The organism is Adlercreutzia sp. ZJ138, from assembly GCF_011038935.1.
GTDB lineage: Bacteria > Actinomycetota > Coriobacteriia > Coriobacteriales > Eggerthellaceae > ZJ141.
In genome coordinates this window covers 1-20807 of record NZ_JAAKEA010000028.1, presented here as the reverse complement: position 1 = coordinate 20807, position 20807 = coordinate 1, and the positions used below count along the sequence as shown (strand labels likewise).

Genomic DNA, 20807 nt, shown 5'->3' with positions numbered 1-20807 from the left:
GAATTAAGACTTACCCGTTATTCAACTATCAAAGTTCTATCTGAAAAGTATCGGAAATCCCTTTTATCTATTTCGTCAATCTAGCGCACGCTGAGGATGAGATTAACTCTAAAGCTTCGTTAACAGACTGTTCAATATCTTCAGCTGTAAACTTCGAACCTTTAATTCGAGTAACGCAATTCTTTAGAGACTCTCGATCAGCTTCATCCCCCAATTTATTGAGCGCAAAGCACGACGTAGTAAGCAACTCCAGATCGCGAGGCGAACGAGACGAGAATTGATCGAAAATACGTTTGATTGCATCAAAACTCGTGCACTTCATATTATCTGCAGTGTGAAGAACCTCCTCACCTTCACTGGTAAGATGTAAAAGATACGAACGGTTCTGTCGAACATAGACAACCTGATTCTTTGAGGACAATTCTCGTAGATCATCATCAAGACCCTTTGAGAAAGGGCCATAAAGATGGATCTGATATTGATAACCAAGATTCACACGCCCCAACGTTTCGACTAGATAGACCAACTTCTGAAACTTTTTCTTTCCCAAGTCGTTAAGATTGTGGCTCTGTCCGAGCGAAGCGATATATAACAACTCAATATGTGAAGTCATAAGGCGGTCTCCCTTCTAACACGGACATTATAAGTACTTACAGAGGGCTTCTTCCACATCATTACGATACTCGGAAGAAACGTATAGGCGCTTTATTACAATTTCGTTATCCTTTAGACTGTTCAGCAACATTGACTCCTCCAACAGCGAGGATGGTTTTTTGCCGCCTTCAAATATAACAGGAATACCCCGCTCATCCTCCAAATCAGGTGAAATCTTGTGCACCGCCTTTTGGGGAGAATCTAGCACCAAGTGTTCATTCAAGCTATCCTTACTTGTCAATCCTTTTTCGTAAAGAATGGATCGAGCTTTCTCTGCGGCTAAGTCATACAATTTCTGACCATCTCTACCCATGTGCGGTTTTGAAGAGAAAACACAGTGCATCGTCTCTCGATTCAGAAATAACGAAGCCGTCATGTTTGCATCGCTTGTAGACAGTTTGCTAAGCACCCGTATATCATCCCATTCAAGGTATTCTTTCACATCGAGAGGAAACACTCCTTTTGGCAATATCTCCTTCATTGAGGACACTAAGCGCTTATCTAGTAGTCTTCTTGTCTTATGAAAGTAAACCTGTATGAACATGAAATATCTCGCTAGAACGAATTCTTCAACAGCTTGAACTCCGTCAGAAGCAATAGCAAGCTTCAGTTGGTCGTTATTCTCTCCTCTGTAGACCGTGAAAGAATCCACAAGACGTCCTAAATCGAACTTCCCATAATTAACCCCGCAATAATATGAATCACGAAGAAGATAGTCCATCTTGTCGCAATCTAGCTCACTATCCATAAGTGATTTCAGAAAAGGAAACTGTGGCGACTGATAAAGCTCATGAACAACGTTTTCACCTGTATAGGCCAGCCAAATAGTTTCAGGGGTTATCTGATAGCTAGCATCATATTCACGATGAAACGACTGGTTAACCCTCTCGATCGCGTTGCACAATTCGGGGCAGAATAGAATCTCGCGCGTGTAATCCTCGTGAGTCCTCCCCTCTTGGAAAAGATCTTCAGAAGCATGAGAAAACGGTGAATGACCCAGATCATGAGTAAGCCCCACGAGACGCAGAAGTTGGCGATAGTAGGCAGCTGCAGCAGCATCATTTCCAAACATATCGGGGTTCTTATTGAGAATGGAATCGAAAACACGTGAGGTTAAATGCATGACTCCAATCGAGTGCCCAAAACGCGTGTGTTCTGCACCGTGATAAACCATATACGTCGTTGCAAGCTGCTTGACCCTCCTCAAGCGTTGAAAAGCAGCTGTATCTATAATGGCACATTCGTCTTCTGTAACATCGATTAACCCATGGATAGGATCCCTAAAGTGAAGCATGATCTAACCTCCCGCTGCTGAAGAGATTATAGAACATATGTACGCTTATATGCAAGGGGATCGCTGTTGTTTCTACTGTGTACATACCCGCACACACGTGATTACTGTCTCGAGTTTCTTATCACTTCTCAGCGTCTTTTCGCATTGTCCTGATAAGTTTATCCTTACGCGTCTTTTTGCCATTCTTGTTACGAAACGCACTCTCTGGAATACCGTTTTTCCTGGCAAATGTCTCGAGAGTACAATCGCCCCTTGCCCTTTTGAATAGTCCCATATAAGTCATCCTCCTATCCAGCCTTTAGTTCTAATCTTAGCCTTTACAAACACTCACTCGATCTTCACTCGTTCACAGCCCGCGCAAAGATTCCATTCAACCATATTAAGAAGCTCGCTATTGAGGTGCCCGCCAAAGCCGTCCGACACTGGCGAGTCGAAAACCCTACTCCGCCTGAAATCCCTGCTGAGATTCAGCGGAACCCTGATTGCCTCGATCTCCGAACCTTTGCCCCCAAACACCAACGTACTTACGCTTGAAACGAGCCTCACCTCGACCTCGTACGACCATGATCCGTGTTTCACTATCGGCTCGATGCCGAATAGCGCTTCACGAGCAATTCTAGCCTTCCCGCTTTCACCGACACGCCAAATGTTCACCTTCCCATCTACATCGTCACCAACACGATCGTGGTACAGCACATCCATGAGCCTGAGCTTTATATTCGACTTATCGAGGACAGACGGGGGGTGAATATACCATTATGGAAATACCCACACTCATACTCGGGTGCCGACATCGCCAAACGCAAAGTCGCTTGTCGAAGTTAATCATCGCGCCATTTCCGTCTATTCCTCCGTATAGCATCCACATCGCGATGCTCTCGCTTGTCGTCGCCGAGAAACAGATTCCGAATCTCTTAAACAACGAGTCTCGAGGATTGAATCGTTCCCTGTCGTACTTGTCATTCCAGATACTGCCGTCGGTGAGATAGAACGCCGAATCGTCTAGGATGCTGTCTATTCGCTTGCGGTGTGCATAGTGCCTGTAATTCCTTCGGTTCGAACCTGTAGAATCGAGATATTCGAAAATGCTTTTGCATACAACGGTTTATTCGGTTTTCTTCTCACCAGAGAGAAGCCCGGCTGTGAAATATCGTCGCTCATACTCATACACAAGTTTGCGTATAGTCACGTTATCTCTCATTAAGGAAATACTGATTAAAGCCGTCTTGTCCTGCGCGGGCGGGGCGGATGCCCGAAGGTCGAAAACCGAGAGCGCGCACTGACGTGCGTAAACGAGGTTTGAGACTTTCGGGCGCTGCCCCGTACGTGCAGGGCTGACGGAATTAATCAGCATTTCCTTAAATCAACCACGATACAGTTCTCCTCGCTCACCGTTCGTACTAGACCAAATTAGAGGATTTACCAGCGGCAAGAATGATGGCTTTCTTGTTGCTCATTTAATGCTCCTTCAATAGTTGATCAGAAGACCTTTGCGTGGTAAAACAATGCCCGATCATTGCGAATCAGCCACATCAGCACATCACAGAAAAATCAATCGGAACCGCCCGCATGACATCAGCTGCCACATGCGGACAGGATGGAAGTGCGTTATGCAAAGCCGAACAGGAAAAATAATCGTCCCGCCTGATGCCAACGTATGGCCGCATGAGATGGAAACCGCTCGGGCGCTTGCAAAGTCTGGTCTCATCGTTGAATTCATCAGGCGTAGCGAAGAGCAGCATGTGGCATCTGCGGACGTCCTCATCGACGGCGTAAAATGGGAGATGAAAGCACCCACGTCCTCAAGTATGAAATCCCTGCAGCGAAATCTACACAAAGCCCTCCACCAATCACCATGTGTCATTATCGATTCGAGACGTATGAAGGGTGTACCCGACCGGGCCATAGAACATGAGCTGAGAATGTTATCAGATAAGTTCAAAAACCTCAGACGACTAAAGCTGGTAAACAGACAGAGAAAAGTCCTTGACATAAAGTGATCGCATGGTACCATGCAGGTAAGCAAAGCGCTTGAACGGTATGTAATTTACCTCCCTCAAGCGCTTTCTTTATTTCTATAACCTCTGGTTTTCAGTTTTACGGGTAACCGCTAATTCGTGTGGTATTTTGCACGGTTTTCATCCTCTTGTGCCTACCCACATGTTTTCCGCCTGTTTTTGCGTGGTGGGCCATTTTGTGAGTCTGCCCATGCGCCCAAGTCTTACAGTTTGGAATGCAGGACGGGTGTCATTATTCAACGTATAGAGGGACAGGATGCTTTGCCCGTCCGCAGTTTTGTTTGGGGTCTTGGGAGAGAGTCCACCTCCCCCAAGACCCCTATGGCAGCCCGCACCCTCGGAAAGCAAGGTAGAAATGGAGAACACAGGCAATACCACCGTAGGAGTGGATGTGCGTCTATACGAGCACATAGCGATTAGACTCTCGCAGTGCCAGCCATTCAGACAGCTGGGCATACGAACACTCGACAGACTTTGCGACCGTTGTCTTAACTCTGGCCGCTGCGTTAGTGACCTATATAAAGACAGCTGGTATATCCCCACAGACGAACTTGGATGCCCAAGCTTCTGTGCGTTTAGCGACAGAAGATCGTGCCCCGTGCCTATCTTACCCTCCAGCTTTTCTTCGAATGGTCTAATACAACCTTTGAAAGCCGGGAAGAGATGGAAACCGTTTTGAAGCGATGGATATCGATTGCTCGGCGCACTGATGTACCTGAGGTGCGCTCTGTATCTAACACCATAAGCAAACGGAAAACCTACATCTTGAATGCCTGGGAATACGGGCGTACAAACGCAATTGCAGAAAGTTTGAACCGACAGATCAAAGACATCATTCGCACGTGCCGTGGCTTTATGAGCTTTGGGGCTTTGAGACGCCGCTGTTTGTTGGTGCTTGGACACAAACGAGAACCCAACAAGCCCATCCCGCTGTTTACAAGAAGCGACAAGAGAAAGGAGGGTGCTAACTAGCGAATAGGTCACATGCGATGGGCTCAAGGTCTCCCCCATACAGGTCGTAACATATTCGATTTTTGGGCTTTTGGTCATCTTTTTTAAAGCTACTCTATGGAGGGCTTAGGTTGGTGTGCCCTCTTTTTGCCCCCAAGTGATAACTTGGTGTTAGATTCTCTTTGTTTTACCTGTTCTAACATTAGATTTGGCTGTTATTCTCACACGAATTAAGACTTACCCCTGCTCTTAACTGCTCTTAACTGCTCTTAACTGCTCTTAACTTAACGACTTATCAAACAATTCGTAATACTGCATCGGATCTGTAGGGTTTTTTCCTCGCCAAGTTAAGATGCGGCTATCAGCCAGTCCTTTCAGAACACGATTAGCCGTCAGCTTTGACACATTCGCATGCTTCGCGAGCGCGGCAGTTGTAATGCGGCCATTCTCGATTGCCAGCTTTACAGCAATGCACTCGTTATCATTCAAACTTGAGCTGACATCAGGCGGCAAAATGCTGATAACGCTACGCATTAAAGAATCTTCGTCCTTAGCAGAGAGACCGCCACCCCTCGTTAGTGGAAGCTTCAATACAGTCCTGTCCGGACTGTATTCCTCTTCATAAGAAGGCGATACATATCCGGCCTCTCTCCATCCAGAAAGAATCTTCGAGATGCCACTACCAGCACGTTCACCGGCATCTATCATGGCGAACATTTTCAGCATGGTAGCGTTTCGCGGATCGGACTCCCCAGGTCGCATGGCTCTCTCGATCGGAATTCGAAATCCGCCAGGGTTGGTAAGTAAAAGCGCATCATTGTTCCATACACACACAATACCTTGTCGCTCGTGATAGTTTGCATTCGTAACGCAGTTCACAAGGGCTTCACGCAAAGCCACATGCGCGGGAGTGTCATCTACGCGCTCTATCCCCTCCAGCTTAAAGGGCACCTTCAATGCAGCCTTAAGCTTGTTATACACCTTGATATAGAAGTCGTAAATATTTCCAGACCAGTCACCGGAAAACGAAACAAACCTATCCTCCCAGCGAACGTCAGAACTAGTTTCTTGCCGATAGTCGAGGAAGTAGTTCGGTAGAAAGCGAGTTATCCAGCAATCCCTACCGAACATGAGCATTCCTGCATAAGTCGGACGCAACACGCCTTCCCGATCTTCCCCGGCAGCTCCAAGGAACATCAAAAAATCTTCATTACTCGCTTCATTCCAAATATGACCTTCGTTTCTGAAAGCAAAACGATTGCGGTACTTCCGCAATGTTTCGAAGTCGATGTAACTTATCTTGGCATCTTCCACTACACGAGAGTCATCACTTATCGCCTCGGCATCGCGGAGCATTGACTGTATCTCTTCGCGCGTACAGCGATGATCGCCAGTATGCGTGCGTCGCCACGTTTCTCCCAGGATGTCCTTGTTCAAAAAAACGGGGCGCAAAAACCTATTTACGCGTGGAACCTCGATAACAACGATCTCTTTGTCGCCAAGGCTTTCTATGAACGCATCTTCTTCACGCAAAAAACGAGCGCTTAATTTGTCTTTGCTCAAGGCAGCATTCCAAAAATCATCGAGCATCTTATGCGCATCCGACAAGCCAACGACCTCAAGCGTTCCATTATCGCGCTCCTTTGCTCCGAGCACGATGATTCCGCCCGAAGAATTTGCAAACGCACAAACGCTCTCCCAAACACTCCTGGGAATGCCGCCTTGGGCTGCCTTCACCTCTAGACGATTGCTCTCTTTATAAGTATCGAGTTGATCTAGATTCACGGAGCGCCTCTTACGATCGGTTTATACCATCAGCGAAACATTATAGAACATTTGTACTATTTCTAGCAAGAGTGCCTGTCAGAACTCTGCCGAATCCCATCACAATCATGCCACTCCACAGAGGATCCCAATCTCATCACTCCACGGAGATCACTTGGGCTTCCGCAAGTGTTTTCTTTACGAAGCCTGTTAACGTTGTACCGGGGCCACATTCGATGAAGGTGGTGCATCCGTCAGCCCACAGGTTTTGAAGTGTGTCGACCCACAGCACGGGGGACTTCACCTGCTGAACCATCTTGTCTCGCAGGCCCTCTGCGGTGGTGATAGGACGCGCGTCGACGTTTAGGTAAACCGGCACAGTAGGATCGTTTAGCGACACTTCATTCAGTGCATCTGCTAATACATCAGCCGCAGACGCAAGCAATTTGCAGTGGGCAGGAACACTCACCGGGATCTTTACCACGCGAATCTTTCGTTCCTTACATGCAGAAATTAGCGCATCGACAGCGCTTGCTTCCCCACTCACAACAATCTGGCTGAAAGAGTTGTAGTTCGCACACTCTACATAGCCCTCCACGCTAACACACAAGGCACGTAAGTCCTCAGCATCTGCCTTCATCACCGCAGCCATACCACCTTGCCCAACAGGCACGGCAGACTGCATAGCGTCTGCCCGAAGCTGAATCAGCGGAAACGCATCCTCAAGGGCTAAACAGCCCGCAGAAACGAGGGCGGCGTACTCACCTAGAGAAAACCCCGCAAAGCAATCGGCAACCATCCCTTGAGCTTTAGCTACCTCATATGCAGCAAGGTCAGCCACCAACACACAAGGCTGCGTGTTGTGTGTGAGGTTTAGTTCTTCTTGGCTGCCGTTAAAGCACAGCGCTGCGATATCGCGACCCAACGAATCACTTGCAACATCGAACACTCGGCGCGCAGCAGGAAGCGTTTCATACGCTTCTTTCATCATGCCGGAGTGCTGAGCGCCTTGTCCGCTGAACAAAACCGCTGTCTTTCCCATACCTGCTCCCATCTGATTCATTATCTTACAGGGGAATGTTGCCGTGTTTTTTCCAAGGCAGCTCTACTAGCTTGTCGCGCAGTGCCTCAAACGCCTGTGCAATACGGAGCCTTGTCTCTTCTGGAAGAATGACCTCATCTACCAAGCCATTTGCAGCTGCGAAGTATGGATTTAGGTGCTTTTTTGTGTACTCGTCTGCGAGCTCATCTCGCTTTGCGTCGGGATTATCCGCTGAGGCGATCTCCCGCTTGTGCATGATTTCCACCGCACCTTCTGCCCCCATAACCGCAATCTCTGCGATAGGCCAAGCAAACACAAGATCGGCACCCATCTTCTTGCTGTTCATGGCAATGTAGGCACCACCATACGCCTTGCGCATGATGAGGGTGACCTTAGGCACGGTTGCCTCAGCATAAGCGTAGAGAAGCTTTGCCCCGTGACGAATGATTCCCGCATGCTCTTGCTTAACACCAGGGAAATACCCCGACACATCAACTAAAGAAAAGATAGGGATGTTGAAGCAATCGCAAAACCTAATGAAGCGGGATGCCTTGTCCGACGCGTCAACATCAAGTGTTCCCGCGAGATTGGAAGGCTGGTTGGCGACAATCCCCAACACATGTCCGTCAAGCCTACAAAGACCAACAACAACGTTTCGGGCAAAGCGCTCCTGAATTTCAAGGAAACTCCCTTTGTCAACAAATGTTTCGATGACTCGATGTACGTCGTAGGCGCGCTTCGGATTATCAGGAACAATCTCTTCCAAGCGGTGGGATTCATCAACCGCCTCCCCTCTTACAACCGGCGGGTCTTGCCGGTTGTTCTGCGGCAGGTAAGACAACAGTTTGCAAACGCCCATAAGACAGGCCTCGTCGGTGTCGTAAACGAAATGGTTCACGCCAGATACCTTCGCATGAACATCAGCACCACCCAATTCCTCGGGCGTGATTTCCTCACGAGTTACCGTGCGAATGACAGCAGGACCTGTAATGAACATCTTGGATGTTTCGCGCGTCATGAACACGAAGTCGCAAATTGCAGGGGAATAGCATGCACCACCTGCACAAGGCCCGAGCACAACTGCAATCTGTGGGACAACACCCGACATACGGGTGTTTCGCAAAAACATGCCGCTGTAGCCTGAAAGGGCACACACGCCTTCATCGATGCGTGCACCACCACTGTCGTTGATAGAGACAAACGGTGCTTTCGCATTCATAGCTGCATCCATAACCTGGCAAATCTTCTTCGAATGGATTTCACCTAAGCTGCCACCGCTTACCGTGAAGTCCTCAGACGAGGCGTACACCAACCTGCCGCCGACAGTCCCGTATCCCACAACAACACCGTCACCGGGAACGCTGACTTTGCGATCCCCATAAACGTTTGGCCTGGCCTCGCGAAATCCACAAATCTCGATAAAAGACCCTTCGTCGAAAAGAATTCGCAAACGCTCGCGGGCGGTGAGTTTACCGCTGTCATGCTGCTTCTTGATGCGAGCGTAGCCACCCCCCTCAGCCGCTTTCTTACGACGACCTAGCAGTTCTTCCCTGTGCTCAACATCCCACATCGGCACACCTTCCGTACTCAAAAAGGGTACGCTCCCCAATCTCTATGAGATTAGGGAGCATACCCTTGCCTTCAAACAACATAGCAACCTGATAGTTGCCATGTAATGTAGTTATCGCCTGAACGTTATCTAAGCCCCGAAGAATCAGCTTTCTGCCAACCCTTTCAAATCGAGTATCAGCCATAAACTGGTACACATCGCCATCTGAAACCTCCCCGGCAAGCTTTACTGCGCTTTCCTTCAGCGTCCAGATTTCAAGCGGAGTGAAGCTTTGTCGCTCTTCAACAGAAGAAACCTTGGAAAGCATACCTTCGGGAACAACCCTGCTTAGCTCAATGTCACACCCACAAGGCGAATCACTCAGCACCACCATCACACAACCTTTGGTGTGGCTAACGGAGAAATGAACACCCATGCATCCCGCAAACACCGGCTTGCCGCAGGGCAGTTTTTCAACCTTGGGTGCACGGAAGCCAAATTGCAAGAAGAACGCATAGTCCAACAATACCCATACGAGTCTCTGGTTCGCAGTCTTCGTTAGGTAAGCGCAGCGCATGCTTTCTGGTCTATCATCCGCTTGACGCAAGTGCGATCGTTTAACAACCCGAACCCCTAAATGAGCTTCTTTAGCTCGGAGTATTGAATCTTGCCCGCCGTACTCCTAGGAATAGAGTCGATAAGCCGCACATCAAAGGCAACATGGTTCAACCCTGTCGCCTTTGTCAATATAGTTTTTGCGCCCTCGATTTCACCCGTCTCGACAAAAACCACGACATGGTCGTCATCGCCAGTCGCCGCTGCCACAACTCCCGAACGGGAGAGAATGGATTCGAGCTCGTCTAAGCCTACGCGATTGCCATACACCTTTAAAAAGCGGTTCAAACGGCCTGTGATGTAGTAGAAGCCATCTTCGTCTCGCCGCGCGACGTCTCCGGTATGGAGAACACCTCCACGTTCGTCGCCCTTGGCGAGATCCTCAACACACACGGCATAACCTAAGGTCACGTTAGCGCCTTCATAGATAAGCTCCCCGTCCACTCCGGCTTCCTCAATTACGCTATCATCCGCCGCGAGAAGACTAAAGCGGCCCCCAGGAATCGCAACGCCGATTGAGCCGATCTTCTCCAGCGTCTTCTCCTTCGGAAGGTACGACATGCGCGCCGTGGCCTCCGTCTGACCATACATAGGGATGAAGTCAATGCCCTTTGCCACGCATATCTCGCCAAATTTCCGATGGAGGGTCTCACCAAGACGGCCGCCAGCCTGAGTGATGTATCGTAGGGAAGGCAGATTCATTCTGTCGAACCCCAGCTTATCTAGCATCTGATACGTGTAGGGAACCCCTCCAAAAGTAGTCGCACCGCGCTCTTTAAACAAATCCCAGAATCTACGATCCATCAAAGGATACTCGTTCAGAATCACCGTGGCACCAGCCAAGAGATGCGAGTTCACTATGGAGATATCGTACGTGTAGCCAAAGGGCAAAGTTGTAATCGCCCTATCTCCCGGCTTAATGTCGAGGTACTCGACTATAGACTCGGCATTGGCCAGAACATTCGCGCGACTCTGGCGTACTAGCTTTGGGCTACCTGTACTTCCTGAGGTGCTCAGCAAGAGTCCCAGATCCTCACCCAGCGTCGGCGACCCATCGGCAACCCGGACGAGCCCGTAGCCGCGATCTGCGAACACAGGATTAACGCACAGCTCGTCTTCCACAGGTACCCAGATATACTCAGGCTTGTACACCTCATACAGTAATTCCCACGAAGTCTTTGCAATATCGACGTTGAGCATCAGAGGAACGATATCGTGGTTCAGGCACCCGATATAGAAGGCGACAGAGGGAATGTTGTTGGCGACTTTCATGAACACCAGCGCTCTGCGGTGCATCTGGCTGGCATAACCTGCTGCCAGTTCTTCTAAAGCCCCGTAAGTCAGCTCCTCGCCAATCGAAACCAACGCAACAGCGTCTTTATCTCTCATCTAAACCTCCTAATACCTAGGTGACTAATTACAACTCTATAAAGCGCCCTTTGCCTTAGCCCACCAGCCACACTCGCTCAGAAGAAATGGCTTATAGTGACCAGGTAAAACGCGAATATCGCCTGAAAGCTCAAGTAGCTTCGGCAGCGATTTTTCGATCCAGTCGCGGCGATTTCCACCAGGTAGAGCACAGCTAGTCTCAACATCTTTGAACAGAGAATCGCCCGAGAATAAAAGAGTTTCATCGACCAAAATGCCCGTACCTCCAGGAGAATGGCCTGGGCACTCGAACAAAACGACCGAGTGGCCCTGCCAACGAAACTCGTCTCGCCCTTCGTAGGTCTTATCAATCTCAACGGAGAAGGGGGCAACAGGTAGAATAACGAGCTCCGTTGTTCTGAATTCATACAACATCTTGGAATAACGCGAGAGGTTGCCCTTTGCGGTCTTGCAACCAAGCGCGCATGCGGCACTTCCCATAGCCGGCGCCCCGGTTAGTTTTCTCCAGTGTTCAATACCCGAGATGTGATCAAAATGCTCATGGGTTAGCAATATGAGATCCACGTGTACGTCTTCGCGCAGACAAGGATCCTCGTGGGGATCGATTATCAGCGCATGCCCACCTGATAGCAAAACGTACATATTTGATGACAGCACTGGCGATGTGTACATCTCGACCGTTAGGCCCAAATCGGTTTGAATTTGGCCTATTTTTCCCATTCGGAATTCTACTTGCCCCTAATACCAGACTCAATCGAAGCAGCAATTCCAGCAGGATCCAACCCGGCCTCAGCAATAAGATATTTATATTCCGCAGCATGCGGATACAAATCGGGGCAGCCCAAGACCTTGATTGGGGGATGAGATTCCATCGCAAGTGCCTCTAGCACCGCTGAGCCGAGACCCCCAACAACGCTATGCTCCTCCACTGTCACTATAAGGTTTTTGTCAGCCATGTGCCGGCAGATACAATCGATGTCGAGCGGCTTCACAGTGTGCATATCCAAAACCGTGCAGCCAATTCCCTTTTCAGCTAAGCTATCAGCCGCCCGAAGAGCATTCGCGATTACGCTTCCAGCCGCGATAATAAGAACGTTTGCACCCTCACGTAGCACTTGCGCCTTGCCAACCACGAAATCAAAGTCCTCTTTATACACGGCAGGAAAACCCATTTCGCCCGTTAGTCTCAAATACACGGGCAAATCCAACTTGGCGGCCGCCATCGTTGCCTTGTAAGTGGCCAATCCATCAGCGGGCTCAATGATGGTGATATTGGGAATAGCGCGCATGACCGCAACATCCTCGATGCTCATGTGCGTAGGCCCCAAAACTCCCACTGAATAGCCAGCAGTAAGCCCGACCAGCTTCACTGGGAGACGCATGTAGCCCATAGAGGTGCGCACCTGATCAGCAATGCGCATTGCGGCGAAAGTTGCGTATGTGCTGGCAAAGGGATTCAGTCCTTCCGAAGCCATGCCAGCGGCGATGTTAAGCATGTTTTGTTCCGCGATACCAACATTATAGAAGCGCTCCGAGAAAGCCTCGGCGAATCGCTCCAATCCCGAATAGTTTCTCAAATCAGCAGTAACGGCAACAACAGAAGGATCATCGATTGCCACATCCACCATACCAAGCCCGAATGCACCACAAGAGCCCAACATGCTCAAGGTGCGGATAGTCCGCTTATTAATCTCCATCATGACCGCATTCGTCCTCTCGGCAAAGCCCCAAATCGTTAATTGCCTGATTGTAAAGCTGTTGAGTTAGGCGGGAGTTATGCCAAGCGGATACGCCCTCAGCGAAACTCGCCCCTTTGCCCTTCACCGTACGGGCGATTACAACCACCGGAGCATCAGACTCACGCACAAAAGCCTGATACAATTGGCTCACGTCGTGTCCGTCAACTTCTCTTACCTCCCAACCGAAAGCCGACCATTTCGCGCACAAGTCACCAAGACTCATCACATCATCGGTGGGACCGTCGTATTGGAGGACGTTTGCATCCACTATCGCTGTGAGGTTATTGATCCCGAAGTGTGCTGCACTCATGGCAGCTTCCCAGATTGACCCCTCGTCACACTCGCCGTCACCTAAGAGAACGAAGCATCGCTTATCAATCCCTCTAGCCTTAGCGGCCAGGCCGACTCCGACACCCAACGACAGACCTTGGCCCAAGCTCCCGCTGGAGAAATCAACACCGCGAGCTATATTGCGGGAAGGGTGGCCCGTCAAAAAGGTCCCCGGTTTCTTGAAAGACCCCAGCTCATCATCGGCCACTATGCCCAAATGATGAAGAGCAGCCCAAAGAGCGGGCGCTCCATGGCCCTTACTAAATACGAAACGGTCACGATTGGGATCTTCGAGATTCGTTGTATTAATATTCATTGCGGCACAAAAGAGGACAGCAAGAATCTCTACGCAAGAGAACGACCCTCCAAGGTGAATACCCGTCGATCCCGCAGACAGGCCCATGTCGAGGATATCCTTTCTCATGGACGATGCGACATCAACAAGGAAGCGAACCTTCTCCTCTGTCAGTTCTTTACCCATTCCGGGACGCACCTCCCCCATCAACATAGACCGTCTGCCCAGTCATATACGAAAACAGATTGCTCGAGATGGCGGCGATAACGTCGGCGATTTCCTGCGGCTTGGCCATCCTCTTCATCACGGTTGAGTCCAGAATTCTGTCAAGTAGGTCGCCTGCAGCCTGATTGCCCATATCGGTGTCAACGAACCCCGGAGCGACCGCGTTAACCCTGATCGATCTTACGCCCAGCTCCTGCGCGAGCATTTTTGTCCAAATCTCCACCGCGTTCTTTGAGCATGCATATGCGTACTGCCCTGGCATGCCTCCTGCGGCAGCAATCGAGGAGAGGTTCACAATGGATCCACCGTCAGCCATCCCGCGGAGAGCATATTGCGTGAGCTCCATCTGCTTGACAAGGTTCACATCGAGGACGCGCATGACGGACTCGGCTTTCGTCATTGCAAAAGACGAACTCTCCGCGACAATACCGGCACAATTCACAAGGCAGGTAATTTGTCCCACCTTGCGCACTTCTTTAATTGACGCCATGATTTGCTTCTTGTCCTCAAGATCGAAATACAGAGGGCGAACTTCGACCCCCCACTCTGATGACAAGCTGGAGCAAAACTCTTCGAATTCGCTGTCGAAAGAGCGGGCGCATGCCCATACATCTGCACCCATCCGAGCGAAAGATTCAATCGTTGCCTTCCCGATGCCACGTCGCGCGCCAGTGATAAGCGCAACCTGTCCCTCAAGAATCTTCATTCTGCTACCTCACGTCCACCTTTCGCGACATCATTGCGCGCAAGTCCATTCCGTCCCAAACAATATCAATATCCATGGCGCTGCCCACGGGAACCACCCTGTCGACACCGGTCATTCCGCATGCGAGAACCACCTCGCGGATCTTTTCAGGATCAACGCCGAAATAAGTGACCGTCTGGCACGAACGATTCAGCAAAGGGGCGACTTGCTCAAACTCCTCCACGCACAACTCGTAGAAATAGCCCCCTTTGGCTCGATACGCCCCGAGGTCTTCACGTTCAATTGAGTGGATATCGAGCGCTACAACATCTAGATAACCATTGAACTCACAGTCTTCTTTGATCCTACCGTCGATGGCATCCCTACACAACTGCACGTATTTATCAGTGGCAACCGCACCCTGAAGCTGGTAGAGCCTCTCTGCACATGACCTAACCGCTGTCCAGAAGCGCTCGCGCGCCTCAAGGCAATCCCCCTTCCACACTACCGTCACGGGCGAAGAGCAGGCATTTTGATCCATTAGGTACGTGTCGTTATAAAAAGACAGAGAGAGTCTTTCAAGGCCCGAGTCGTCCAATCGCAAAACCTCTGTCGGGTCGATATACGCGATGCTAAACCTATCAGCAAAAGCGACATCGATACATCGAGGCTTCGAGGGCATAACCCTGATTCGCGAGACGGTTTCATTGCCACCCCAAATCACACGGACATCTGCGATGGCTGACAGAGCAGCCGTCGCAGAGCCCGAAGAAGGGTAGCGGACGAAGATACTGCGATCATCGTCCAGCTCAACCATTGCCGAGTCAATGGCCCTACATATGATGTCGATCTGCGGAAACGCTTTGCTGGGAACTCTCACAATGTTTGAGTTACCGGCAATCAGGGAAAACGCCCAGGAAAAGGCGAAGTTCACCGGCACGTTAGATGGGGCAATATGGAATGCTAGGCCGCGGCCAAGATTGTGCGAGAAAGCTGATCTATCGGCAGCCTTCTTTGCAAGATTGCCCCTTCTGCACCAAAACGCAAAGCTCATCACGTCCGAATAGCTCTTAGCCTCAGCATCTTTCATCAGCTTGGACGAAACCAATGCCAGAAGAGACAGGTCGCGCTCGTCCATCGTTCTTCGTGGTGTAGAAGCGAGCGCAGATTCGCTGCCAGCGATCACGGTTACACCCGCGGGCATGCTTTTACTGTTGCCCATAAGTGTCAGAGCACCCCCTTAATTCTGCACCCTTTTGGCGACCAAAGACCTTGAAATACTTCCCTTTTCTGCCGCATGGACAATCGTCTTCTCCCAATACTACGCCTTCATCCTCTGTAAGGAGAATATGCCCTGGATAGCTGGTCGGAAGCAACGAGACGGTTTTGATGAGACCTCTTTGACCATGACAGAAGGGTTTCATGGTCAAAGGATCGACAATTTCGATGTCAGAGAGAATAGAGCAGTGCAGGTGCCCATGCTCGCACTCTATAGCAATCGAGCCTGTTTGTTCGACCATCCCGTAATAATCAGCCACGTGCACGCGCTCGCCGCAGACTCCGCGACAGCGGACGTTAAACTCATCCGAAGACACGGCTTGATCGACCAACTTCTTCCATCCGCCTCCATGGATCAGAACGCCATCGAGGTCAACGGACAGACCCTGCTGCTCCATCTGCAGAACAAAGCAACTCCAAACCATGAAGGTAAAGCCAAAAATCATGACCCGTTCGCCTTCGTGGCGGTTAGCAAATCCCCTGACCGCCTCGAAATCGAGCTTCATATCATCTGTCAAAGCATAAGTCACGTCCCTGCCGAGCATGCTAAAGCCACGAATACCGGCTGTTCGAGCGGAAAACATATTACGATTCTTCACGGTTCCTGCGGTATCAATGATAAGTAGCGGAACTCGCTTATTCGTACCCAGGAAGTCCCCGACGATGTGACTGAGCGCCTTCGACTGCCGCGATGACGTCTCACGATCGAGGTAAATCTTAGACTTCACCTGGCTAGTTGTGCCCGATGACGTCATCGTCTTGACAACGCCGTCATCGCCTGTTGACTTTAGGTCATATTCTTTGAACAGCCTCACAGGAACAGCTGGGTTGTTGCCGAGGACACCGACCAACCGAGCATAAGCTGGGCAATTATCAACATGGTGCGACTGCAACTCGCTAAGCCAACGATCATATAAAGCAGACTTCTCTACCTTATCCAGACTGTAAGGCTCCATAGCGAACAGCTCATCATAGTTCAGTGTCATATGTTACCTTCATACGTTGGGACTAAAGCTCGACATCGTACTTCTTGAGAAGTTCAATGCCTTTCTCGTAGGAGCTGAAATCGATGATGTCATCCGTATCCATCATGATGTCGAAGGCATCCTCCACCTCTGCGACAAGGGTCATATGGCCGACAGAGTCCCATGCAGGAATGGCTTGATACTCAAGTCCAGGCGCATCTGTAGAATCGATGCCGAAAGCCACCACAAAGGCATTCAAATACTTTTCTTGATTGGACATTTTTATCCTCCTTGGATTACAGTTGCGAAAGGTCGATACGACCCTCTTTGAAGTACTTATCTGTATGGATAATCGGCAGAATGCTCGCTGTATCAATATCAAACGAGGTGACTCCCCACGAGAGACCCACCCCAAAGCCTGATGCCAGAATGCTTCGAGAGCCATTCTCGACCGCCCCATAGCAATCGCACAACGTCAAAGGAATAGAAGCGCCGCTCGTGTTCCCATAGCGCGACAAGGATATCGGGACCTTGTCCGGTTCTAGCTTCATTTTCTTTATCAGGCGGTTCAGGATAAACCCGTTTGCTTGGTGCAAAACAACTTTATCGTAGTCCGATGCAGACTTGCCCATTGCGTCTAGGTATTCCACCATTGCGTTCATCACATCGCCAACCGCGAAGATCATAACGCCCATGCCATCCATGTACTGCTCGTACTTAGATCTCAAAACACCGTCAGAGCATAGAACCTTTTCACGAGAAGCTTCTCTGTCTCTGAATCCGCCGGCCGGAAAGATCAGCGACCCAAAGCGATTTCCGTCAGTTCCCAATAGGGTGATTTGCTCCAAACCTTCTTGCCGGCCGAAAAGCACCGCAGAAGCCGCATCGCCAAACATCATCACCGAATGATCGTTTTCGCCTATTACCTTACTGGTGGTATCACCGCACACAAGAAGGCCGTACTCAGCGCCTGAAGTCATCATGAGCGATTCGACCACATGTTGCCCATACACAAATGCGGTGCAACCGAGACGAATGTCGAAGGCGGTCACGTCCATAGATAGACCAAGCCTCGACTGAATTACCCCCGCCGTAGCAGGAAACATATAGTCTGCCGTGTTGCTAGCAAAAACAAGCACACCAATCCTGCTACGATCGATTCTTAGCTTGTTCAGCAGATAGTTTGCAGCCTCATAGCCAAGGTCGCTCGTTGTTTGCTCAGGAATAGACTGAAAAGCTGCTGTAATCCCCGTCGACTTAACGAATTTGTTTACCACATCTTCGCCAAATCGTTCCGCATAGCCCTCGGCGGTAATCACATTCTCCGGCACTGCCGAAGCAATGCCCGCAATACTAACTCCACTCGTTTTATGCCAAGACATCCGCATTCTCTCCGTCGACCGCTAGCTCAAAGCAATAAGGATGTCATTGACAGTTACGAAGCTCTTAACAATATCACTCGTAAACTTCTTATCAAACTCATCCTCCGCCATCACAATGAGAGACAGCTTCGCCATGGAGTCGTACTCCTCCACATCTGCCAAAACAGTGTCTGGAGCAAGAACGCCTTCATCCAAATCCAAGGTTTCTTCAATCAGCGCAATCGTTTCTTGGGATGTCATCTGTTTTCCTTTCTGTGTGTATTCACTAATCCTCGGGATGAGGATAGCCATCTAGTATGCATCCTGCTACATTCCCGTACTACTCAACATACCGCCATCTACAGGAATCTCTTGTCCGGTGATAAACCTCGCCCTTTCACTGAGCAGGAAAGCAATTGTGCTCGCTACGCTCGATACGCTGCAAATGCCAAGATACTGACGTTCGAGCAGTTTTCTTTTTGTGTCGCTATCTTCTCCATATGCTGTCAAGAAGTCCTTATACATCACTGTATCGGTCATGCCAGGCACCACAACATTGGCGCGAACTCCTTTGTCAGCAAGTTCCCTTGCTATACATCTGACAGCGCCATTCATAGCAGATTTAGAAGAAGAATAGAGGGTATGGGCCTTGCTTCCGCTGACAGCAGCAATCGACGAAAGGCCCACAATGCTTAATCCTTTATTGAAATTCTTTCGCCTTGTGACCTGTCGAGCGATCTCTAGAAAGCCGAAATAATTTATCGCAAAGACCGCTTGCACCTTCTCTGGCACAAGACTCTTCAACGGATAGTTTTGAGAGATGCCTGCTGAGTACACAAGGCCATCTATGGCTCCATTTTCCACAACAATCGTCTTCACCAACGGCTCAATCGAGCCAAGATTAGAGAAATCAGCGCCATAATAGGCATGCCCCTCACCAGGAAGCGACGTTACGATTGCTTTCAATTTCTCTTCACGCCTCGCAAGAAGAACCACTTTTGCGCCCAGTTCGGCAACTTGTCGGGCCGTTTCTTCGCCAATGCCCGAAGAAGCGCCAGCAACTACAATCAGCTTTCCTGTAAGATCAATAAAAGGGCTCATTATTCTCTCCTAAACAAAAGGTTACTCGATGCTTTTCATTCGCTTGGCAGGGTTACCCAAAACCGTTGTCCCCGCCTTAACGTGAGAAAACACAACGCTTCCCGCTGCGACAGTAGCTCTATCCCCAATCCGACGCCCCGGAATTAGAAATGCGTGACCACCAATATTCACCTCTCGACCAATATGGCAACTGCCGCTTATTCCAGTTCCCGTCATAACCGAAGAGTAATCTCCAATGGTTGAATCATGACCAACCGTGGTCCGCGAGTTTAAAAGTACGCCAGCGCCAATCTGGCAATCCACCGATAATCCAACCTCTGGGTATATTACGCATCCAGGGCCAATTGACGTCGATGAAGGAACATCGACATCAGCTGCAATCAGCGACTCGAACTTAACGCCTTGCTGGGAAAGCCTCTCCTGTATCTTGGCCTTTACCCCCGCGTTTCCTATGCAGCAAGTGCACACGACTTCATCCCTGTGTGCAATAAGCCAATCTGTATCACCAAGCACAGGATACCCACCAATTTGCGCGTGATCATCAAAGGGGGAATCGTCAACAAAGCCAAGAAGTTCGTATTGAGGATGCGGGTCGTTTATCTTCTCAACTAAATACGCAACTTCTCTGCCCATGCCACCGGCACCAAACAACACCAGTTTTTTCAAATCAGGCATTTTCTTCACCTCGCTCTCTTAACGCAATACCCGTCGTGACCCAGTGCTTCCACTTAGGAGAAAGTTCAATAAAACGAACGCCACAGTTGAAGGGCTTAACAAGGGTAACCGCTAATTCGTGTGGTATTTTGCACGGTTTTCACCCTCTTGTGCCTACCCACATGTTTTCCGCCTGTTTTTGCGTGGTGCGCCGTTTTGTAAGTCTTCCCATGCCCCCAAGTCTTACAGTTTGGAGGTCAGGACGGGTGTCATTAATCAACGTATAGAGGGACGGGATGCCTTGCCCGTCCGCAGTTCTGTTCGGGGTCTTAGGGAAGCTAGACCCTCCCCCAAGACCCCTATGGTAGCCCGCACCCTCGGAAAGCAAGGTAGAAATGGAGAACACAGGCAATACCACCGTAGGAGTGGATGCGCGTCTATACGAGCGCGTAGCGATTAGACTCTCGCTTAACCAACCATTCAGACGGCTAGGTATACGAACACTCGACAGACTTTGTGATCGCTGTCTTAACTCAGGCCGCTGCGTTAGTGACCTGTATAAAGACAGCTGGTATATCCCCGCAGACGAACTTGGATGCCCAGGCTTCTGTGCGTTGCTCGCACACCTTGAAGCAATGGATGAGCCTGAAGTTGCCACAGCAGACCAAGATGTCATCTCTTTCTGAGAGGGGGTTGTCGTGGAATACAGAAGACGCGTATCAGAACCTAAGCCAAGTGCAACTGAACAAAGAGCACTTGAGCGCCTTTTATCAGGACAAGGAAGCTCGATAGATGCAGAAGTAATACGACTGCTTGTAGGGCAGTGTGGCAAGTATGGGTGTGTGTATACACGGCTATCGAAAACATCCCCTGGGATGAAGGAGTGTCCTGGGTGGTG

General features: G+C 49.8%; 21 protein-coding genes. 2 read left to right on the top strand and 19 right to left on the bottom strand.

Features of this window, described 5'->3' with window-relative positions:
* Positions 1-67 precede the first annotated feature (67 nt).
* From G7Y43_RS09785 to G7Y43_RS09775, 3 genes are all read right to left on the bottom strand, one after another.
* Positions 68-613, bottom strand: coding sequence for a hypothetical protein (locus G7Y43_RS09785; RefSeq protein WP_165046229.1), 546 nt, complete (start codon positions 611-613; stop codon positions 68-70).
* Between the two features lie 27 nt (positions 614-640).
* Positions 641-1948: an HD domain-containing protein gene (locus tag G7Y43_RS09780; RefSeq protein ID WP_165046228.1), complete on the bottom strand. Its 1308-nt coding sequence runs from the start codon at positions 1946-1948 to the stop codon at positions 641-643.
* A gap of 327 nt (positions 1949-2275) precedes the next feature.
* The gene (locus tag G7Y43_RS09775; protein WP_165046227.1) at positions 2276-2650 is read right to left on the bottom strand and encodes a hypothetical protein; all 375 of its coding nucleotides are present in this window, start codon (positions 2648-2650) and stop codon (positions 2276-2278) included.
* A gap of 908 nt (positions 2651-3558) precedes the next feature.
* On the opposite strand from G7Y43_RS09775, the gene G7Y43_RS09770 reads away from it, so the two are divergent.
* Both G7Y43_RS09770 and G7Y43_RS09765 read left to right on the top strand, forming a co-directional pair.
* Positions 3559-3948, top strand: a complete 390-nt coding sequence (locus G7Y43_RS09770) for a hypothetical protein (RefSeq protein WP_165046226.1) — start codon at positions 3559-3561, stop codon at positions 3946-3948.
* A gap of 609 nt (positions 3949-4557) precedes the next feature.
* Complete coding sequence (locus tag G7Y43_RS09765; RefSeq protein WP_165046225.1) at positions 4558-4938, top strand: transposase; 381 nt, start codon at positions 4558-4560, stop codon at positions 4936-4938.
* A gap of 258 nt (positions 4939-5196) precedes the next feature.
* Here the strand turns inward: G7Y43_RS09765 and G7Y43_RS09760 are convergent, their stop codons facing one another.
* From G7Y43_RS09760 to G7Y43_RS09685, 16 genes are all read right to left on the bottom strand, one after another.
* Positions 5197-6702 carry an RNA-binding domain-containing protein gene (locus G7Y43_RS09760; protein ID WP_165046224.1) on the bottom strand — a complete coding sequence of 502 codons (1506 nt, stop codon included), beginning with the start codon at positions 6700-6702 and terminating at the stop codon, positions 5197-5199.
* A gap of 136 nt (positions 6703-6838) precedes the next feature.
* Entirely contained in the window at positions 6839-7723 is an 885-nt protein-coding gene (gene fabD, locus G7Y43_RS09755) for an ACP S-malonyltransferase (RefSeq protein WP_165046223.1), read from the bottom strand.
* 25 nt (positions 7724-7748) lie between these two features.
* The gene (locus tag G7Y43_RS09750; RefSeq protein WP_165046222.1) at positions 7749-9293 is read right to left on the bottom strand and encodes an acyl-CoA carboxylase subunit beta; all 1545 of its coding nucleotides are present in this window, start codon (positions 9291-9293) and stop codon (positions 7749-7751) included.
* Positions 9280-9849, bottom strand: coding sequence for a 4'-phosphopantetheinyl transferase superfamily protein (locus tag G7Y43_RS09745; RefSeq protein WP_165046221.1), 570 nt, complete (start codon positions 9847-9849; stop codon positions 9280-9282). Before G7Y43_RS09745 ends, G7Y43_RS09750 begins: the two co-directional genes overlap by 14 nt.
* Positions 9850-9905: 56 nt before the next feature.
* A complete protein-coding gene (locus tag G7Y43_RS09740; RefSeq protein WP_165046220.1) occupies positions 9906-11276 on the bottom strand; it encodes an AMP-binding protein in 1371 nt (456 codons plus the stop codon).
* Between the two features lie 36 nt (positions 11277-11312).
* A complete protein-coding gene (locus G7Y43_RS09735) occupies positions 11313-11948 on the bottom strand; it encodes an MBL fold metallo-hydrolase (RefSeq protein WP_370514691.1) in 636 nt (211 codons plus the stop codon).
* Between the two features lie 56 nt (positions 11949-12004).
* A complete protein-coding gene (locus G7Y43_RS09730) occupies positions 12005-12976 on the bottom strand; it encodes a transketolase family protein (protein ID WP_165046218.1) in 972 nt (323 codons plus the stop codon).
* Positions 12963-13826, bottom strand: a complete 864-nt coding sequence (locus tag G7Y43_RS09725) for a transketolase (RefSeq protein ID WP_165046217.1) — start codon at positions 13824-13826, stop codon at positions 12963-12965. The genes G7Y43_RS09730 and G7Y43_RS09725 overlap by 14 nt, the downstream gene beginning before the upstream one ends.
* A complete protein-coding gene (locus G7Y43_RS09720; protein ID WP_165046216.1) occupies positions 13819-14571 on the bottom strand; it encodes an SDR family NAD(P)-dependent oxidoreductase in 753 nt (250 codons plus the stop codon). The genes G7Y43_RS09725 and G7Y43_RS09720 overlap by 8 nt, the downstream gene beginning before the upstream one ends.
* Positions 14572-14575: 4 nt before the next feature.
* Entirely contained in the window at positions 14576-15772 is a 1197-nt protein-coding gene (locus G7Y43_RS09715; RefSeq protein ID WP_165046215.1) for an acyl-CoA reductase, read from the bottom strand.
* Positions 15759-16814 (bottom strand): hypothetical protein, encoded by a 1056-nt coding sequence (locus tag G7Y43_RS09710; RefSeq protein ID WP_206215125.1) that lies wholly within the window; start codon positions 16812-16814, stop codon positions 15759-15761. Before G7Y43_RS09710 ends, G7Y43_RS09715 begins: the two co-directional genes overlap by 14 nt.
* A 22-nt stretch (positions 16815-16836) precedes the next feature.
* Complete coding sequence (locus G7Y43_RS09705) at positions 16837-17073, bottom strand: acyl carrier protein (protein ID WP_165046214.1); 237 nt, start codon at positions 17071-17073, stop codon at positions 16837-16839.
* Between the two features lie 16 nt (positions 17074-17089).
* On the bottom strand, positions 17090-18175 hold the full coding sequence (locus tag G7Y43_RS09700; protein ID WP_165046213.1) for a 3-oxoacyl-ACP synthase III family protein: 1086 nt from the start codon (positions 18173-18175) through the stop codon (positions 17090-17092).
* Between the two features lie 21 nt (positions 18176-18196).
* Positions 18197-18466, bottom strand: coding sequence for an acyl carrier protein (locus G7Y43_RS09695; protein ID WP_206215124.1), 270 nt, complete (start codon positions 18464-18466; stop codon positions 18197-18199).
* 15 nt (positions 18467-18481) lie between these two features.
* Positions 18482-19255 carry an SDR family NAD(P)-dependent oxidoreductase gene (locus tag G7Y43_RS09690; RefSeq protein ID WP_165046212.1) on the bottom strand — a complete coding sequence of 258 codons (774 nt, stop codon included), beginning with the start codon at positions 19253-19255 and terminating at the stop codon, positions 18482-18484.
* A 21-nt stretch (positions 19256-19276) separates the two neighbouring features.
* Positions 19277-19930 (bottom strand): acetyltransferase, encoded by a 654-nt coding sequence (locus G7Y43_RS09685; RefSeq protein ID WP_206215123.1) that lies wholly within the window; start codon positions 19928-19930, stop codon positions 19277-19279.
* Positions 19931-20807 lie beyond the last annotated feature (877 nt).

Coding starts and splice junctions, on each gene's coding strand:
- G7Y43_RS09715 (WP_165046215.1), bottom strand. CDS start 15,772: ATGGGCAACAGTAAAAGCATGCCCGCGGGTGTAACCGTGATCGCTGGC.
- G7Y43_RS09780 (WP_165046228.1), bottom strand. CDS start 1,948: ATGCTTCACTTTAGGGATCCTATCCATGGGTTAATCGATGTTACAGAA.
- G7Y43_RS09750 (WP_165046222.1), bottom strand. CDS start 9,293: ATGTGGGATGTTGAGCACAGGGAAGAACTGCTAGGTCGTCGTAAGAAA.
- G7Y43_RS09745 (WP_165046221.1), bottom strand. CDS start 9,849: ATGCGCTGCGCTTACCTAACGAAGACTGCGAACCAGAGACTCGTATGG.
- G7Y43_RS09700 (WP_165046213.1), bottom strand. CDS start 18,175: ATGTCTTGGCATAAAACGAGTGGAGTTAGTATTGCGGGCATTGCTTCG.
- G7Y43_RS09720 (WP_165046216.1), bottom strand. CDS start 14,571: ATGAAGATTCTTGAGGGACAGGTTGCGCTTATCACTGGCGCGCGACGT.
- G7Y43_RS09785 (WP_165046229.1), bottom strand. CDS start 613: ATGACTTCACATATTGAGTTGTTATATATCGCTTCGCTCGGACAGAGC.
- G7Y43_RS09730 (WP_165046218.1), bottom strand. CDS start 12,976: ATGATGGAGATTAATAAGCGGACTATCCGCACCTTGAGCATGTTGGGC.
- G7Y43_RS09770 (WP_165046226.1), top strand. CDS start 3,559: ATGCAAAGCCGAACAGGAAAAATAATCGTCCCGCCTGATGCCAACGTA.
- G7Y43_RS09685 (WP_206215123.1), bottom strand. CDS start 19,930: ATGCCTGATTTGAAAAAACTGGTGTTGTTTGGTGCCGGTGGCATGGGC.
- G7Y43_RS09740 (WP_165046220.1), bottom strand. CDS start 11,276: ATGAGAGATAAAGACGCTGTTGCGTTGGTTTCGATTGGCGAGGAGCTG.
- G7Y43_RS09695 (WP_206215124.1), bottom strand. CDS start 18,466: ATGGCTATCCTCATCCCGAGGATTAGTGAATACACACAGAAAGGAAAA.
- G7Y43_RS09725 (WP_165046217.1), bottom strand. CDS start 13,826: ATGGGTAAAGAACTGACAGAGGAGAAGGTTCGCTTCCTTGTTGATGTC.
- fabD (WP_165046223.1), bottom strand. CDS start 7,723: ATGGGAAAGACAGCGGTTTTGTTCAGCGGACAAGGCGCTCAGCACTCC.
- G7Y43_RS09775 (WP_165046227.1), bottom strand. CDS start 2,650: ATGGATGTGCTGTACCACGATCGTGTTGGTGACGATGTAGATGGGAAG.
- G7Y43_RS09710 (WP_206215125.1), bottom strand. CDS start 16,814: ATGACACTGAACTATGATGAGCTGTTCGCTATGGAGCCTTACAGTCTG.
- G7Y43_RS09690 (WP_165046212.1), bottom strand. CDS start 19,255: ATGAGCCCTTTTATTGATCTTACAGGAAAGCTGATTGTAGTTGCTGGC.
- G7Y43_RS09705 (WP_165046214.1), bottom strand. CDS start 17,073: ATGTCCAATCAAGAAAAGTATTTGAATGCCTTTGTGGTGGCTTTCGGC.
- G7Y43_RS09735 (WP_370514691.1), bottom strand. CDS start 11,948: ATGTACACATCGCCAGTGCTGTCATCAAATATGTACGTTTTGCTATCA.